16 protein-coding genes are annotated in these 15273 nt (G+C 66.8%); 8 read left to right on the forward strand and 8 right to left on the reverse strand.

All coding sequences use genetic code 11. The annotated features are described in order from the left end of the window. Positions 1 to 79 precede the first annotated feature (79 nt). Positions 80 to 661, forward strand: a complete 582-nt coding sequence (locus ACSVC7_RS14240; RefSeq protein WP_448204995.1) for an MORN repeat-containing protein — start codon at positions 80 to 82, stop codon at positions 659 to 661. A gap of 76 nt (positions 662 to 737) precedes the next feature. Next, positions 738 to 1370, forward strand: a complete 633-nt coding sequence (locus ACSVC7_RS14245) for a LysE family translocator (protein ID WP_448204996.1) — start codon at positions 738 to 740, stop codon at positions 1368 to 1370. Positions 1371 to 1372: 2 nt separating this feature from the next. Here the strand turns inward: ACSVC7_RS14245 and ACSVC7_RS14250 are convergent, their stop codons facing one another. After that, positions 1373 to 2536, reverse strand: a complete 1164-nt coding sequence (locus tag ACSVC7_RS14250; protein WP_448204997.1) for an alpha/beta hydrolase — start codon at positions 2534 to 2536, stop codon at positions 1373 to 1375. A gap of 177 nt (positions 2537 to 2713) precedes the next feature. Between ACSVC7_RS14250 and ACSVC7_RS14255 the strand changes: the two genes are divergently transcribed. After that, positions 2714 to 3184 (forward strand): hypothetical protein, encoded by a 471-nt coding sequence (locus ACSVC7_RS14255; RefSeq protein WP_448204998.1) that lies wholly within the window; start codon positions 2714 to 2716, stop codon positions 3182 to 3184. Here ACSVC7_RS14255 and ACSVC7_RS14260 read toward each other — a convergent pair. Then, positions 3162 to 3746 (reverse strand): GNAT family N-acetyltransferase, encoded by a 585-nt coding sequence (locus tag ACSVC7_RS14260; RefSeq protein WP_448204999.1) that lies wholly within the window; start codon positions 3744 to 3746, stop codon positions 3162 to 3164. The two genes, ACSVC7_RS14255 and ACSVC7_RS14260, sit on opposite strands and share 23 nt — an antisense overlap. A gap of 137 nt (positions 3747 to 3883) precedes the next feature. Between ACSVC7_RS14260 and ACSVC7_RS14265 the strand changes: the two genes are divergently transcribed. Both ACSVC7_RS14265 and ACSVC7_RS14270 read left to right on the forward strand, forming a co-directional pair. After that, entirely contained in the window at positions 3884 to 4951 is a 1068-nt protein-coding gene (locus ACSVC7_RS14265; protein WP_448205000.1) for a glycosyltransferase family 9 protein, read from the forward strand. Between the two features lie 235 nt (positions 4952 to 5186). Further along, positions 5187 to 5357, forward strand: a complete 171-nt coding sequence (locus ACSVC7_RS14270; protein ID WP_448205001.1) for a hypothetical protein — start codon at positions 5187 to 5189, stop codon at positions 5355 to 5357. Between the two features lie 285 nt (positions 5358 to 5642). Here the strand turns inward: ACSVC7_RS14270 and ACSVC7_RS14275 are convergent, their stop codons facing one another. Further along, positions 5643 to 6989, reverse strand: a complete 1347-nt coding sequence (locus ACSVC7_RS14275) for a protoglobin domain-containing protein (RefSeq protein ID WP_448205002.1) — start codon at positions 6987 to 6989, stop codon at positions 5643 to 5645. Between the two features lie 231 nt (positions 6990 to 7220). Next, on the reverse strand, positions 7221 to 8114 hold the full coding sequence (gene rpoH, locus ACSVC7_RS14280) for an RNA polymerase sigma factor RpoH (RefSeq protein WP_448205003.1): 894 nt from the start codon (positions 8112 to 8114) through the stop codon (positions 7221 to 7223). Between the two features lie 508 nt (positions 8115 to 8622). Here rpoH and ACSVC7_RS14285 point away from each other — a divergent pair. Next, on the forward strand, positions 8623 to 9144 hold the full coding sequence (locus tag ACSVC7_RS14285) for a GNAT family N-acetyltransferase (RefSeq protein WP_448205004.1): 522 nt from the start codon (positions 8623 to 8625) through the stop codon (positions 9142 to 9144). A gap of 236 nt (positions 9145 to 9380) precedes the next feature. On the opposite strand, the gene ACSVC7_RS14290 is transcribed toward ACSVC7_RS14285, so the two are convergent. Both ACSVC7_RS14290 and ACSVC7_RS14295 read right to left on the reverse strand, forming a co-directional pair. Continuing rightward, positions 9381 to 9791 carry a Ros/MucR family transcriptional regulator gene (locus ACSVC7_RS14290; RefSeq protein WP_448205005.1) on the reverse strand — a complete coding sequence of 137 codons (411 nt, stop codon included), beginning with the start codon at positions 9789 to 9791 and terminating at the stop codon, positions 9381 to 9383. Positions 9792 to 9820: 29 nt separating this feature from the next. Further along, the gene (locus tag ACSVC7_RS14295; protein ID WP_209879703.1) at positions 9821 to 10096 is read right to left on the reverse strand and encodes an HU family DNA-binding protein; all 276 of its coding nucleotides are present in this window, start codon (positions 10094 to 10096) and stop codon (positions 9821 to 9823) included. A 360-nt stretch (positions 10097 to 10456) separates the two neighbouring features. Here ACSVC7_RS14295 and ACSVC7_RS14300 point away from each other — a divergent pair, with 360 nt between their 5' ends. Then, positions 10457 to 11446 (forward strand): TerC family protein, encoded by a 990-nt coding sequence (locus ACSVC7_RS14300; RefSeq protein WP_448205006.1) that lies wholly within the window; start codon positions 10457 to 10459, stop codon positions 11444 to 11446. Between the two features lie 51 nt (positions 11447 to 11497). On the opposite strand, the gene ACSVC7_RS14305 is transcribed toward ACSVC7_RS14300, so the two are convergent. Then, the gene (locus ACSVC7_RS14305; RefSeq protein ID WP_448205007.1) at positions 11498 to 11965 is read right to left on the reverse strand and encodes a hypothetical protein; all 468 of its coding nucleotides are present in this window, start codon (positions 11963 to 11965) and stop codon (positions 11498 to 11500) included. Next, positions 11965 to 13917, reverse strand: a complete 1953-nt coding sequence (locus ACSVC7_RS14310; protein WP_448205008.1) for an acetoacetate--CoA ligase — start codon at positions 13915 to 13917, stop codon at positions 11965 to 11967. Before ACSVC7_RS14310 ends, ACSVC7_RS14305 begins: the two co-directional genes overlap by 1 nt. 132 nt (positions 13918 to 14049) lie before the next feature. On the opposite strand from ACSVC7_RS14310, the gene ACSVC7_RS14315 reads away from it, so the two are divergent. Further along, positions 14050 to 15207 (forward strand): polysaccharide pyruvyl transferase family protein, encoded by a 1158-nt coding sequence (locus ACSVC7_RS14315; RefSeq protein WP_448205009.1) that lies wholly within the window; start codon positions 14050 to 14052, stop codon positions 15205 to 15207. Positions 15208 to 15273: the final 66 nt, after the last annotated feature.

Genomic DNA, 15273 nt, shown 5'->3' on the forward strand with positions numbered 1-15273 from the left:
GGCGCGCCACAGCCCCCGCGCCCCGCCGTGATTAACCTCTCCGCCTCGCCACCAAGCGAGCATACCGGAGGGATTAAGCATGCGCGTCTGGCCCATGGCCCTCGGCCTCTGCGCCCTGCTCTGGGCGGGGACGGCAAGCACCGAAACGGTGGTTCTGGACCGTGACCACGGCTGCCGGATCCGGGACCAGCATCCCGCCGCCGGCAAGACCGTCCACTGGACCGGCCCGTGCCGCAACGGCTTCGCCCAGGGCGGCGGCGTGCTGGAGTGGGAGCAGGACGGCGAACCGGCCGGCTGGGCGGAGGGCGTCTTCATCGACGGCCGTCTCGAAGGCCCGGCCCGTGTCGAGTGGGCCGACGGCAAGGCTTTCACGGGCACCTATCGGCGCGGGCAGGCCGTCGGCCACGGCATCCTGACCTTCCCGGAAGGCCATCGCTACGTCGGCGACTTCCTCCACGACCGGCCCTCCGGCCGGGGCGAATTCATCTCCTCCACCGGCACCCGCTACGCCGCGCGGGTCGATGCGACGGGCGCCGTCTGGCCCGGCGCGATGCTCGGCCCCCGGATCCGCTCGGCCGAGGCCTCCCTGCCAGGAGTCCGGCGTCTGCCCGAAAGTCTGGACGAGTGGCTGCGCGAACCCATTCCGGCACCCGACCGGTAGGCAGACCTGCGCCCGCCGCATTTGCCAACCACCCGCCGGCCATGCTCCCATGCCGTGCCATTTTCGGGAGATCGCGATGAGCTGGCAGACCCTGGGGTTGTTTCTGGTGACCGCCTTCGTGCTGTCGATGACACCCGGCCCCAACATGCTTCTGGCGATGAGCCTCGGCCTGCGCTACGGCGTGCGCCGCGCCGCCTGGGGCGGGCTGGGCATGGTCACGGCGCTGACGATCCTGGCAACCCTGTCGGTGCTTGGCCTCGGTGCCCTGCTGCAGGCGTCCGAACCGGCCTTCCTGACGGTGAAGTGGGCGGGCGTCGCCTACCTGACTTGGCTGGGCATCGCCGCGTGGCGCGCTCCTACGGAGCCGGCCGCCGCGGAGTCGGACAAGACGGTGATCGAGGAGGTGTCGGCCATCCGCCTGTTCCTGCGCGGCCTGTTCGTCGCCTTCAGCAACCCCAAGGCCCTGGTCTTCATGGCCGCGCTGTTTCCGCAGTTCATCGAACCGTCGGCCCCGCTCGGTCCCCAGCTCATCGTGCTGGTCTCGGTGATGGTGGTTGTGGAGTTCGGCTGGATCATGGCCTACGCCACCGGCGGCAACAGCATCGCCGCCCGCCTGTCCAGCGCCACCGCCACCCGGACCCTGAACCGCCTGACCGGCGGCCTGATGATCGGCGCCGGCGGGCTGCTCGCGCTCGCCCGCCGTCTCTGAGGTCAGTTCACGCGCCGCAGCGTGGCTTCGAGCCGTCCCTTGCCGGAGCGCTCCAGCCACGTCGCGGCCAGCCGCCCGTCGGGTCGGACGTGGTAGCGCAGCACGTTGCGGCCCTTCTCGTCGAAGATCAGCTCGTCGTTCTCGATGCGGCCCTTGCGGCGAACCCGCTCGATGATCTGGTCGGGCTCCATGCCCGGACCGAGCACATAGTCGGCATAGACCGTGTCGCCCTCCACCCGGTCAACCGCCAGCGCCACCTCGCGCCCGTTGATGTAGGCGCCGTACCAGGTGCCCAGGAAGGGGCGGGCGACCGACACCGGCTCCGACGACCCGACGCCGCGCGTGCCGGATTGAGCGGGGCCGGGCAGGGCGGCCTGCAGCAGCTCCGCGCTCGGCGTGCGGCCCCAGGCTTCGTCGCAGGACGGGTCGCCGGCCACAGGCGGCGCTTCGGCGAAGCGCACGATGCAGGCCCCGAACCGGCGGACGAACATGCCGGTCGTGGCGGCGCCGTGCCCGGTCAGCAGGGCCGGCTGGTCCACCACGATGTTGGCAAGCCCGCGCGAAGCCAGGATGTTGCGCGACACCTCGCCGCGTCCGCCCGGATCAAAATCGTCGCCGTGGAAGAAGAACAGCATGACCCGCGCCTGCCGCACGTTGCGCAGGATCGGCCAGAGCTGGGCCGCGTTGTCGCGGAAGCTGTCGTAGGCCTCCGCGAAGTTGCCGAAGGCGGCCGGGGCGGTGCCGACCACCGCGTCGACCCGGTCGCTCTGGCCCGCGGCCATCAGGGAAATGAAGGCCCCGAAGGACTGGCCGGTGAGCACCACCTGCCGGTACCCCCGGTCCTTGAGCTGGTCGGCATAGCCGGCCAGCGCGCGGGAGCTGTTGGGCAGGGTATCGCTGACCCGCATCCGGTCCAGCCGGTAGACGTCCCAGCCGGCCTCGCGCAGCGCCTTCATGTACAGAGGCGTCGGGGCGTTGGAGTCCTCCACCTCGATAGAGCGGCCATGGCTCCACACCACCGCGCCCCGCGCCCTGGTGGGGCCGAGCAGAGTGTCCTCGCCATAAGCCGGGTTCAGGCGAATCTGAGCGCTGGCCGGGTGGGCCGTCGCCAGCATCGCCAGTGCCACCAGCAGTCCGAGCAGTGCCTGTCCGAAAATCCGCGTCATCCTTCCACGCTCCAGTCATCGAGCGAGGTAAGAATTCGCCGTTATGGTTAATCCAACCTTTCCGATGCGGACTATCCCACCCTTGTCACAGGCCCGTCTATGCAAATGAGAATGACTCGCATTTTGGTTCGGAATGGGTTACGGTCGCCCCCGTCAATCTCCTGCGGAGGACGCAGCATGTGCGAGACGGTGGATGAGGGGCGTCTGTCGCCCTGGACGGTGACGGACCTGACGACGGCCGAGCGGGCGATCCTGATCGGTGTTCGCCAATGGTTCCGCAACGGGACGGCGGGTGGAATGGCGGCCATGCGGGCCGGCTTCGGCGTTGCCGGGGTGCCGTCCACGGCGTTGCTGCCCCTGTTCGCCCTGCTCGGCTCCTTCGCGGTCGCCGACGCGGGGCGGCCGGAGATCCGCTGCCCGCCCTGCGCGCGGGTCGGCATGGACGAGATCGCGCTGCTCGACGCGCTGGCCGCCTTGCAGGCCGGAGAGGAGGATGTCGCGGCTCAGCTCTTCGACCGTTGGCTGCCGCTGCTCGCCCTGGCGCTGGCGACGGATTCCGCCCGCGAGCTGGTCACGGTCCTGGACGGCGCGCGCATCCGGCTGCCGCGGCGCCGTCCGGCCCGGATCATTGCCCTAGCCGCGGAATAGAGACCGACGGTACGGAGGCCAGCGACGCGGCGGCCCGCCGCAACGCATCGCGGCGCAGAGTCTTCTGCAGGATCCACTGGTCGATGGGCACCTGCACCAGTTCCCCCGCCGGTGTGCGGTAGGAGTAGCGGCCCCGCTCGGTCCCGCAGGGCTCGTAGCCCAACCGATCATAGAAGGCCAGCACCCCGGCGTTGTCGCGGTCCACGCCCAGTTCGGCTTCCGCGAAGCCATACTCCACCACGGTGCGTTCCGCCGCCGTCATCAGGCGCGTGCCAAGCCCTTGCTTGCGGAAGGGCTGGAACACGCGCAAGGCCCACAGGGTGCCCCGCCTCAGGTGGCGTTTGCGAAGGAAGTCGATGCAGAGTTGGCCGGCGGGGAAGCCGTTGACCTCGGCGACCAGCAGAGCGCCGTTTCCGCGCTCCTGCGTGCGGAAGGCGTTGGCGATGATCTCGCGATGCGGGGTGTGCAACCCGAACCATTCCAGCGCCGGAAGGTCGTCCCGGCGGGCCAGCCGGATCGTGACGGGCAGGGTGATCGCATCGTGCGTCGCGGCGGCGTCCATTCCTCCTCCCAGGGCTCATGCCGTATGTTCCTGGAAACGGCTTTCGGAAGGCCGCGTTCCCCGGTGAACCGGCACACGTCCGTCCGCGTTGATCTCCCCGGTTGATCGAACCGGGGATTTATCGACGGAGGGGATGCGTGGACACTTTATGGCCGTCCGAGGCGGCCGATCTGCTGGACCGCGCGGCGGCGCATCTGCGGGCGCGCCGGGTCCGCGAAAGCCTTGAGCTGTACGAGCGCGCGCTGTCACTCGGCGTTGATCCGCTCGCTATCGGTGGGGAGCGGTGGAAAGCCCACATGCTGCTGGGCGAGTTCGAGGCGGCCTGGGCCGTCAGCGATCATGTGCTGTCCGCTATGGAGCCGGACGAGTTCAATCCGACGGACCGGCCTTTCCACCAACGCCCGGTTTGGGACGGCGCTACCTTCGACGGGCAGGCGGTTCTGGTGCGCTGCTACCACGGGCTGGGCGACATCGTGCAGTTCGCGCGCTACCTGCCGCTGGTGGCGGAGCGCGCGTCGCGCCTGTGGGTCCAGGCACCAGACGGTGTGCAGGCGTTGCTGGCGGGCCTTCCCGGCGTGGAGGGCGTCGTCCCGCTGTCGGACGAGGCTCCGATGCCGGCCTTTTCCGTGCAGGCTGAACTGATGGAGCTGCCCTTCGCCTTCCGCACGACGCTTGCGACGGCTCCCGGCGGCGTTCCTTACCTGTCGACCGAGACGACGCGGATCGCCGCGCAAGCCGCCAAGCTGCCGCAAGGCGGCCCTCGAGGCGACCGGCTGCGCGTCGGGCTCGCCTGGGCCGCCGGGGCCTGGGACGGCGGGCACCGCTCACTGCCGCGGCACCTCGTCCGGCGCCTGATGGATGTGCCGGGCGTGGACTGGGTTTGTTTGCAGCGCGGCGCGCCACTGGACGACGCCGAAAGCTTGCCCTTTTGCGACAAGCCCCCGCGGACCACGGACCTGCGCGACACCGCGGCGATGATCCAGACCCTCGACCTCGTGTTGTCGGTGGACACGGTTGTCGCCCATCTCGCCGGGGCGCTCGGGAAGCCGGTCTGGACGTTTCTGCACCACGAGGCAGACTGGCGCTGGCTCCTCCACCGGGACGACAGCCCCTGGTACCCGACCATGCGGCTCTTCCGTCAGCCCTCACGCGGCGATTGGAACTCCGTCACCGAACATGCCAGGGTTGCGCTTGCTGAGGCGTGAAAGAGCTTGATGGGTGCGCATTGCGAAAATTACCTCTCACATCGCGAGAGAGGTCCATAGGATTAACAATCCCTGAACGCGCATCGGTCTGGAGAGGACCAAAGAATTATGACATCTGTCAGCGTTGACGCCCGCTGCGTGTCAGGTTAGGGTCTAAACCAGTTCAGGGCTGGACAATTCAGCAGTACACCGACAAATTTTCCGGGATACCGGTCGGGCGATGGAGGGCAGGGCAATGATGAGAATCGTGAATCTGGGGCGCACTGGCCTTTTCGTCGTGATGCGCGGCGGCGCGCTGGCCACTCTGGGCGGACGCAGCCACTGGCGCTCGCTGGACGACGTGTGGATGGCGGCGCGGGCTGAGAACGTGACGATCAGCGACATGGTTGTCCGCACGGCCATGTAACGCGGTCCGGCAGGCGGACACGCACAGCACAAAGCAAGAGCGCCGGCGGCTGCCATCCAACCACCGGCGCTCTTGCTTTGTGCTCAGGTCTTCCTGAAGCGGATTTCAATCCGCTTTGGACCGCGACGGCGGGCCCGGACGCTCGTGCGTCTGAAGCCCGGCCTCTCGCGGGAACTTCGTTCCCGCTGGCGGCAGGCGGATGCCACAGGCATCCGCTGAGAGCCGGCGAGTGAGGCCATTTGAATCTGAAGCGAACGGAAGTTCGCTTCAGGGAAGGGGCGTCGGTCAGCCGGCGCGCACCCGGGCCAGGAACCGGTCGACCTCGGTGCCAAGCGTGGTCGACTGACGGGTCAGTTCGTTGGTCGCGCCAAGCACGTTGCGCGCCTCGCTGCCCGTGTCGGCTGCCGACGCGTTCACGCGCACGATGGTTTCGCTCACCTCGCGCGTGCCGATGGAGGCCTGCTGAACGTTGCGGGCGATCTCCGTCGTGGCGGCACCCTGCTCCTCCATGGCGGTCGCGATGGAGGTCGAGATCTCGTTGATTCGCGAGATGGTCTCGGAAATGGAGCGGATGGCGCCGACCGCTTCCTGGGTCGCCCCCTGGACCGCACCGATCTGCGAGTTGATCTCCTCGGTGGCCTTGGCCGTCTGGTTGGCGAGGCTCTTCACCTCGGACGCCACGACCGCGAAGCCCTTGCCCGCTTCGCCCGCGCGCGCCGCCTCGATGGTGGCGTTCAGCGCCAGCAGGTTGGTCTGGCTGGCGATGTCGTGGATGAGCTTCACCACCTGACCGATGCGGCTCGCCGCGTCGGCAAGGCCCTGCACGGTGTTGTTGGTGCGCTCGGCCTGCGACATGGCCTCGCTGGCGATGGCGGCCGACTGGGTGACCTGATGGCTGATCTCGCCGATGGAGGCGGTCAGCTCTTCCGCGGCGGCGGCCACAGTCTGGATGTTGACCGACGCCTCTTCCGCGGCGGCGGCCACCACGGTGGACTGGGCGCTGGTCTCCTCCGCGGTGCGGGTCATGTTCTGGGCCGTGCTCTGAAGCTGCTGTGCGGCCGACGCGACGGCCTGCACGACGCCCTTCACCTCACGCTCGAACGAATCGGCGGTGCTGCCCAACTCGCGGGAGATGATCGCCGCCGTGTTCAGGTCCACATAGACCGAAGTCGCCAGGTCCATGTCGAGGAAGACCGCCTTGTTGACCGCCTGAAGCAGCAGGGCCAGCTTCTCCGGCTTCTTGCGGTAGACCTGCGCGCCGAGGTCGATCAGCTTGTTCATCATGAAGCAGTAGGCGCCCATGTACCAGCGCGGCTCAAGGCCGATGCGCTGGTGCGCCTGACCGATTTTCAGCACCTGCGCCATGTAGGCGTCGTCGAAGGTGCCGGTGAAGACGTTCTTCAGCCAATGCTGCTTCTGAAGATCGCGCGCGCGCCCCACGACGCTCGGGTTGGTCAGCAGCGGTGCAACCTGCGGGACGGCGCGGAGATAGCCGTAGAAGTCCTCCAGGAAGCCGTCGATCCGCTGAGCCAGATGGGGCTGGAATTCCCGAAGGGTTGATTTTGTGCCTTCGTCGATCCGCAGAAACGAGATGCGATCGACAATGGACTGGGTCTGAGCGGCATGCGACATGGAGCGACTTCCCCGCGAGATAGGTCGGCGTCAGGGTAACAGGATTTGTGTAGAATGCAAAATATTCGACTCTACAACCGGCACTATGCCTGCCGCGTGGGGTTGAGGAAACGGTATGCATTGTCGCAGGCCTGTTGCGGGCAAAAAATTACCGGCGGCGCCCTCAGGGCAGCCGCCGGTTGGAATTCAAACCATCGTTGCAGAAGCCAACGGTTGCGTCGGATTTCCTTCTCACGCCGCCGCGTGCTGCGCCGCCGGGCGCCGCAGGGCCTGGGCCGCGCTGAGCACGGCCTTCTGCAGCTTCTCGAAGGCGCGCACTTCGATCTGGCGCACGCGCTCGCGCGACACGCAAAACTGCTGGCTGAGCGCCTCCAGCGTCGAGGGGTCATCCTTCAGACGGCGTTCGAACAGGATGCGCCGCTCGCGGTCGTCGAGCCGTTCCAGGGCCTGACCGACCAGCCGCCGGCGCAGGGCCAGCTCGTCGGCCTCGGCGATCACGTTTTCCTGGGTCGGGCGGTCGTCGGCCAGCAGTTCCAGCCAGTTGGTCTCGCCGTCGCTGGACAGGGTGGCGTCGAGCGAGCTGTCGTTGGAAGCCAGGCGGCGGTTCATCTCCACCACCTCCAGCTCCGGCACGTCCAGCTCCGTGGCGATGGCGGTCACTGTTTCCGGCGACAGGTCGCCCTGTTCCAGCTCCTCCATTTGGCTCTTCAGGCGGCGCAGGTTGAAGAACAGCTTCTTCTGAGCGGCCGTGGTGCCCATCTTCACGAGCGACCAGCTGTGCAGAATGTATTCCTGGATGGCGGCCCGAATCCACCATGTGGCGTAGGTCGCAAAGCGGAAGCCGCGTTCCGGGTCGAACTTCTGCGCCGCCTGCATCAGGCCCACGTTGCCCTCCGCCACGAGATCGGCGAGCGGAAGCCCATAGCCGCCGAACCCCCGCGCGATCTTGATGACCAGGCGCAGATGGCTGCCGACCAGACGTTCCAGCGCCACGCCGCTGCCGCGTTCGCGCCACGCCACGGCGAGTTCGCGCTCCTCGTCGGGCGCCAGGATGGGGAACCGCTTCGACTCTTCGACGTATCGGGACAGGCTGGCGTTTTCACCAGTCAGGAGTTTCTTGAGCACTCCAAGGCCTCCTCTCTCCAACGCTCCACCGTCGTCCGCGACACCATCCCCTTCCGGTGAGCGCTTATGCGTCGCTCATCGTTTCGGCTTTTTGTTTGTGGGATTTTGCCGAAATTATCCAAGGATGTGCCAATCGGACATTGGTACTGTGCCGCTACCGCCAAGTTGGATCAAGCCCGTAAACGGCGTCGCAGCAATATTTTTTGGCGTATGTCCGGGCTATTCTGCCGCCGCGACAGCCGACAGGAGCGAATGAACTTTTGTCGCATCATATCGTGTTGCGGGTCTGACGTTTGGGTGACGGGGGAATGTGGGCTTCTCCTTTTGGTCTGTACTCGGCCACATGGCGGTGCCTTCTTTGAAACACTCGGCCATTCGGCCATAACCGTTAGGCGGAAAGGCATGCTCCGCCGGGAGGGAAGGGCCGGGAAACCCCAGGTGGAACCGGGCCCCTGTTCAAGGTTGCGTCCGCCATGCTATCCCGGACGAAAAGCCACGGATCTCGCCCATGCTCATTCGCGACAGCCGCCCTGAAGACCTGGATCGCATCCAGGCCATCTACGCCCACCATGTGCTGAACGGCCTAGCCACCTTCGAGGAGGTGCCGCCGGACGTGGGCGAGATGGAACGCCGCCGCAGCGACGTGCTCGGCCGGGGCTTTCCCTACGTGGTGGCCGAGATCGGCGGGATCGTCGCGGGCTATGCCTATGCCGGACCGTACCGGCTGCGCACGGCCTACCGCTTCACCGTCGAGGATTCCATCTACATCGACCCGGACTTCACGGGGCGGGGCATCGGGCGCGCCATGCTGGCGTCGGTGATCGAGCGTTGCGCCGAGGCAGGATGCCGACAGATGGTCGCGGTGATCGGCGGCAGCGAGAACGCGGCATCCATCGGCCTGCACCGGTCGCTCGGCTTCGCACCGGTCGGCGTGCTGACATCGGTCGGCTTCAAGTTCGGGCGCTGGGTCGACAGTGTGCTGATGCAGCGCAGCCTGAACGAGGGCGACGCCACGGCTCCGGGCCGCTGAAGACTCCGTAGGCATAAAAAGGGCCGTTGGGATGCCCAACGGCCCGAGTCTAGGGAGGAAACGCTCCAGAGGCGTATGTCGAAAGCCTATGCCGCATTGCACAATCGCGCTATGCGCAGAATGTCGCAGTCGCCGTTCTCTTGGCAGAAGCCCTTTTGACGGAAAGCCGTTCCGGTAAAGACATCGGGCGCACCCGGTGGATGCGCCCGATCACAACACGGAAATGGTGTGGACCGTCAGTCCTGCACGACCCGCTTGCGCCCCAGCCCAAGCTTGGTGGCCATTTCCGACCGCGCCTTGGCGTAGTTCGGGGCGACCATGGGGTATTCCGCCGGCAGGCCCCACTTGGCGCGGTACTCGTCCGGCGTCAGGTCGTACACGGTCTTCAGATGCCGCTTGAGCATCTTCAGCTTCTTACCGTCTTCCAGGCAGACGATGTAGTCGGGCGTGACCGACTTCTTGATCGGCACGGCGGGTTCCTGCTCGGCCTTGGCCGGAGCGGACTTCTCTTCGCCGAGACCGCGGAACGCGCCCTGGACGTTGTTGATCAGCGCGGGCAGGTCACCCACCGCGACCGGGTTGTTGCCGACGTAGGCAGCGACGACCTTGGCGGTCAGCGCCTGCAGCTCCGATGGTTCCATGGACATGGTGGGGCTCCGCTCCGATCGCGTGCGTATCAGCCGTTGACCGAGTCACGCAGCTGCTTGGCGGGCTTGAACTTCGGCGCCTTGGAGGCGGCGATCTTCACGACCTCGCCGGTGCGCGGGTTGCGGCCTTCGCGAGCGGCTCGCTCCGCCACCTCGAAGATGCCGAAGCCGGCCAGGCGCACTTCCTCACCACGGCCCAGCGCCGAGGAGATGCCTTCGAACACCGACTGAACGACCTTCGCCGCTTCGGTCTTCTTGATGCCAGCGCTGGTCGCGACGGTCTCGATGAGCTCGGCCTGGTTCATGCGTAACTCCATTGGGCTGGATCGATTGTGGATTTTTTCGAGTTATTGGCAGAATGAAACCATCCGCACAAGAGCGAAGCCTTCAAAAGCAACCGCAAGTGTATTCCAGAACCTGAATTCTTGCCTAAACTGTGGCGTGAATGCATCATCGGGTATGTCATTTGGCCGGATGACCGCGGCGCAGCGATCCGCCGCGCTGGCAATTCGCCCGACTCGCCGGGCAGCACCTTGAATGGTTGTCTTGCGACACCACCTGCAAGGCGTTCGGGTCCGGGCCCCTCTGGCGGCTGAGGCGTCAGCCGTGATGTCGGATACCGCTTGGGTTCACTGCAGACGCAGCGCCATCAAGTGGGTCTCGCGATGGATTCCCTGTTAGCTCCCGTTCTTCTCGATTTCATGGGAAAGCCGGTTTGGGTGTGGCTTTCCTTTCTCACCGTCGTCCTGGCCCTGCTGGCCTTCGACCTGGGTGTTTTGAACCGCCGCGACCATGAAATCGGCGTGGCGGAAAGCCTGCGCCTGTCGGCCTTCTACATCGCCGTCGCTCTTCTGTACGGCGGCTGGGTCTGGTGGTCGATGGGCGAGACGGCCGGCATCCAGTATTACACCGGCTTCTTCATCGAAAAGAGCCTGTCGCTCGATAACGTCTTCATCATCTCGCTGATTTTCGGCTATCTCGCGGTTCCCCGCGAACTCCAGCACCGGGTGCTGTTCTGGGGCATCCTGGGCGTGATCGTCATGCGCGGCGCGATGATCGCCGCCGGGGCCGCGCTGGTCAGCGAGTTCGACTGGGTGCTCTACCTGTTCGGCGCCTTCCTGCTGGTCACCGGCGTGAAGATGCTGTTCGCCGCCGACCACCAGCCGGACATCGCCGGCAACCCCGTGTTTCGCTTCCTGCGCCGGCATCTGCGCATCACGGACGGGTTCCGTGGCCAGCGCTTTTTCGTCCGGGAGGCCGCTCAGAACGGCCGGGTGTTGCTTCACGCCACGCCGCTGTTCCTGGCGCTGATGATGATCGAGTTCGCGGACCTGATCTTCGCGGTGGACAGCGTTCCGGCGATCTTCGCCATCACGACCGATCCCTACATCGTCTACACCAGCAACATCTTCGCCATCCTTGGCCTGCGCGCGCTCTACTTCGCGCTGGCGGCGATGGTGCACCGCTTCCGTTACCTGAAATACGCGCTGGCGCTGGTGCTGGTCTTCATCGGCGGCAAGATCTTCTACACACAGGTCTTCGGAAAGCCGGAGCCCCTGTTCTCGCTGGCGGTCACGCTCACGCTGATCGCCGGCGGCGTGGCGGTCTCCCTGCTCAAGACCCGCCACGAAGCGCGGCACGCTGCCGCCGAATAAGGGTCGGGGAAGGCGAGGGGCCTGCGTGGCCCCTCCCAACCCGTCCAGGCGCTACCCTCCGAAACCCAGGCGCTTCAGCTCCTCGATGGAGGTCCTGGCGCTGGTGTGCAGCACGAAGGTGCCCCCGGCCGTCTCCCACGGGTCGCGGGCCTTTTCGCGGTCGTCCACCAGCACCTTGCCGGGGCCGCCGTAGCGGAACTTGTCCTTCGCCATGCAGGTGATGACGCGGACGTGCGGCCCCAGCATGTGGGCAACCCAGCGCCGCTTCTGCTCCGGCGCCCAGGATCCCAGCGGCAGGCCCGTCAGGATCGTCGGCTCATAGGGCTCGCAAAAGCGCCAGAGATCCTGCGCGTCGTGCATGAACTCCAGCGTGCCGAAGAAGTCGGGGTGGCGGGACAATTCCCGCCACATGACCTTCATCGGCAGCTCTTCGGGGCGCTTGCCGGTGACCGCCTTCACGCCCCGGTCGAAATCGGCCAGCACCCCGTCGAGGTCGAGAAACAGGTCAAGCGTCGCCATCAGCCACCTTTCAGCTCCGCACGTTCCGTGAACTCGTCCAGCGCCTGCGGGTTGGACAGGGCCTCGGTGTTCTTGATCGGGCGGCCGTGCACGGCGTCGCGCACCGCCAGCTCGGTGATCTTGCCGGAACGCGTGCGCGGGATGTCGCTGACCTGGACGATCTTGGCCGGGACGTGGCGGGGCGAGCAGTTTTCCTTGATGCGCTTGCGGATCGCGTCCTCCAGCGCCTTGTCCAGCGTCAGCCCCTCGCGCAGCACCACGAACAGCACGACGCGCACGTCGCCGTCCCATTCCTGGCCGATGCAGACCGCCTCGTTGATTTCCGGCATCTGCTCCACCTGACGGTAGATCTCCGCCGTGCCGATGCGCACGCCGCCGGGGTTCAGCACCGCGTCGGAGCGGCCGTAGATCACCCAGCCGCCGTGCACCGTCTGTTCGATGAAGTCGCCGTGCGTCCAGGTGTTGTCGAACCGCTCGAAATAGGCGTTGCGGTACTTCTTGCCGTCCGGATCGGCCCAGAATCCGACGGGCATGCTGGGGAAGGGGCGGGTGCAGACCAGTTCGCCCTTCTCGCCGCGCACCGCGTGCCCGTTGTCGTCGAAGGCCTCCACCGCCATGCCCAGGCCGGCGGTCTGAAGCTCGCCCGCCCAGACCGGCGCCGTCGGATTGCCCAGCACGAAGCATGACACGATGTCCGTCCCGCCGGAGATGGAGGCCAGATGCACGTCCGTCTTGATGGCCCGGTACACGAACTCGAAATTCTCCGGCATCAGGGGCGAACCGGTGGAGGTCAGCGTCCGCACCGTGTCGAGCTTGTGCGTCTTGATCGGCTCCAGCCCCGACTTCTCGACCTGCTGGATGAACTTGGCCGAGGTGCCGAACAGCGTCATGCGCTCGGCATCCGCATAGTCGAACAGGATGTTGCCGGTCGGCGCGAAGGGCGAGCCGTCGTACAGAAGCAGCGTCGTGCCGCTGGCGAGGCCGGAGACCAGCCAGTTCCACATCATCCAGCCACAGGTGGTGAAATAGAACATGCGGTCGCCGGGCCGCAGGTCGGTGTGCAGCCGGTGTTCCTTCACATGCTGGATCAGCGTGCCGCCGGTCCCGTGCACGATGCACTTCGGCTTGCCCGTGGTGCCGGAGGAGAACAGGATGAACATCGGGTGGTTGAAGGGCACCCGCTCGAACGTCACCTCGGCCGCGGCGTGCGGGGCCAGGAAGTCGGGATAGCGCACCGCGTCGCGGATGCCGCTGACGTCCGGCTCCTCGTTCACGTAGGGGACGATGACCGTGCGCTTGACGGTCGGCAGATCCTTCAGCACCTCGGCGATCTTGGCGCGGACGTCGTGGGACTTGCCGTTATACCAATAGGCATCGGGCGCGAAGAGCACGGTCGGCTCGATCTGCCCGAACCGGTCGGTGATGCCCTGGACGCCGAAGTCCGGGGAGCAGGAGGACCAGATGGCGCCCAGGCTCGTCACGGCCAGCATGGCGGCCAGCGTCTCCGGCATGTTCGGCATCACCGCGGCCACCCGGTCGCCCTTGCCGACGCCCAGCGCCTTCAGCGCCTGTTGCAGGCGGGAAACCTGGGCCTTCAGCTCCGCGCCGGACCAGCGGCGCTTCTGCTTGTCCTCGGCCCAGAAGACCACCGCCTCAGCCTCCGGCGCGCCGGCCAGCAGGTTCTCGGCGTAGTTCAGCTTCGCCTCCGGAAACCACTGGGCGCCGGGCATCTTGTCGCCGTCCTTCAGCGCCACGCTGCCCAGATCGCCCTTCAGTCCGGCCCACTCCCACAGGAAGCGCCAGAAGTCCTCCTTCCCGGCAACCGACCAGTTGTAGAGGTCGGCATAGTCCGCCATGCGCAGGCCGAAGCGGGCGTTCGCGGCCTCGCGGAAGGTGGTCAGGTTGGCGGAGGCGATGCGCTCCTCCGACGGCGTCCACAACGGCTGATCCATGGGTCTCTCCTCCCTCTCGGGAATGTCCAAATTGTTGTTGGGCCAAATTGACGTTTGGTTGGCGCCAGAATAGCGGCCCCGGGGAACCTTCGCCAGTCGGTCCGGTTGCACCGCGAAACGGCGGGGGCGCGGATGACGGTCATTGGAATTTCGGGGTCCTACGGAGGACTCAACCTGGGCGACGAGGCGATTCTCACCGCCGCGGTCGAACAACTGCGCGCGACGGTTCCGGATGTCGAGGTGGTCGTCTTCACCCGCAACGCCCCGCACACCCGCGAGAACCATACGGTGGACCGCGTGCTGAACCCGCGCGAGGCCACCCGCGACGAGATTACGCCGGAGGTGGAGCGGCTGGACCTGCTGCTGCTCGGCGGCGGCGGAATCCTCTACGACAGCGAGGCGCAGACCTACCTGCGCGAGGTCACCATCGCACAGCGGCTGGGCATCCCCACCTACACCTTCGCCATCGGCGTCGGCCCGCTGAAGGACCGGGTGGAGCGGGACGCCGTCCGCGACGGGCTGGACCGCATGGCCGGGATCACCGTCCGCGAACCCAGCGCCAAGCGCCTGATCGAGGAGATCGGCGTGCATGTCCCAGTGACGGTCACCTCCGACCCGGCCCTGCTGCTGACTCCGGAGCCCTTCACCGACGCCATGCTGGCGGAGGCGGGCATCCCCCGCAACCGCCCCCTCGTCGGCCTGTCGGTGCGCGAGCAGGGCGCGGCGGCGCCGGACCTGTCGGAATCGACCTACCACCAGCTTCTGGCCGAGGCGGCGGACTACATAATCGAGCGGTTCGGCGCCGATGTCGTCTTCGTGCCCATGGAGCGCGCCGACGTGCGGGAGGCGCACCGCGTCATGGGCCGCATGGCCCTGCCGGAACGCGCGCACCTGCTGAAATACAGCTATTCGCCGCGCCAGATCATCGGGCTGATGCAGCATCTGGAGATGGCCGTGGGCATGCGGCTGCATTTCCTGATCTTCGCCGCGATCACCGGCACGCCGCTGATCGCGCTGCCTTACGCCTCGAAGGTCTATGATTTCCTCACCATGCTGGGGCTGGAACCGCGCGCGATGGCCTCCCACACCACGGCCGGCACCTTTCTCGCCGACCTCGACCGGCTGTGGGACCACCGCGCGGAGCAGAAATCGCTGCTGCGCGACCGGCTCCCCGTCCTGCAAGACCGCGCCCGCCGCACCGCCCCGCTCGCCGTCCAGGCAGTGCGCAATTCCCCTCTCCCGCCCCTGGCGGGAGAGGGAGGGACCCATGGCGAAGCCATGGGAGGGTGAGGGCAAGGTCAGCCCGAGAATCCGGGCAACGCGAGCGCAGGATTCTCGATGAAACCTTGCCCTCAC

It is taken from the genome of Azospirillum mesophilum, assembly GCF_053470405.2.

What these genes read in the sequence shown, in the direction of transcription:
- ACSVC7_RS14285 (WP_448205004.1), top strand. Translation starts at nt 8,623, where the DNA reads ATGCTCATTCGCGACAGCCGCCCTGAAGACCTGGATCGCATCCAGGCC.
- ACSVC7_RS14260 (WP_448204999.1), bottom strand. Translation starts at nt 3,746, where the DNA reads ATGGACGCCGCCGCGACGCACGATGCGATCACCCTGCCCGTCACGATC.
- ACSVC7_RS14310 (WP_448205008.1), bottom strand. Translation starts at nt 13,917, where the DNA reads ATGGATCAGCCGTTGTGGACGCCGTCGGAGGAGCGCATCGCCTCCGCC.
- ACSVC7_RS14290 (WP_448205005.1), bottom strand. Translation starts at nt 9,791, where the DNA reads ATGTCCATGGAACCATCGGAGCTGCAGGCGCTGACCGCCAAGGTCGTC.
- ACSVC7_RS14250 (WP_448204997.1), bottom strand. Translation starts at nt 2,536, where the DNA reads ATGACGCGGATTTTCGGACAGGCACTGCTCGGACTGCTGGTGGCACTG.
- ACSVC7_RS14305 (WP_448205007.1), bottom strand. Translation starts at nt 11,965, where the DNA reads ATGGCGACGCTTGACCTGTTTCTCGACCTCGACGGGGTGCTGGCCGAT.
- ACSVC7_RS14315 (WP_448205009.1), top strand. Translation starts at nt 14,050, where the DNA reads ATGACGGTCATTGGAATTTCGGGGTCCTACGGAGGACTCAACCTGGGC.
- ACSVC7_RS14240 (WP_448204995.1), top strand. Translation starts at nt 80, where the DNA reads ATGCGCGTCTGGCCCATGGCCCTCGGCCTCTGCGCCCTGCTCTGGGCG.
- ACSVC7_RS14255 (WP_448204998.1), top strand. Translation starts at nt 2,714, where the DNA reads ATGTGCGAGACGGTGGATGAGGGGCGTCTGTCGCCCTGGACGGTGACG.
- ACSVC7_RS14245 (WP_448204996.1), top strand. Translation starts at nt 738, where the DNA reads ATGAGCTGGCAGACCCTGGGGTTGTTTCTGGTGACCGCCTTCGTGCTG.
- ACSVC7_RS14275 (WP_448205002.1), bottom strand. Translation starts at nt 6,989, where the DNA reads ATGTCGCATGCCGCTCAGACCCAGTCCATTGTCGATCGCATCTCGTTT.
- ACSVC7_RS14300 (WP_448205006.1), top strand. Translation starts at nt 10,457, where the DNA reads ATGGATTCCCTGTTAGCTCCCGTTCTTCTCGATTTCATGGGAAAGCCG.
- ACSVC7_RS14295 (WP_209879703.1), bottom strand. Translation starts at nt 10,096, where the DNA reads ATGAACCAGGCCGAGCTCATCGAGACCGTCGCGACCAGCGCTGGCATC.
- ACSVC7_RS14270 (WP_448205001.1), top strand. Translation starts at nt 5,187, where the DNA reads ATGATGAGAATCGTGAATCTGGGGCGCACTGGCCTTTTCGTCGTGATG.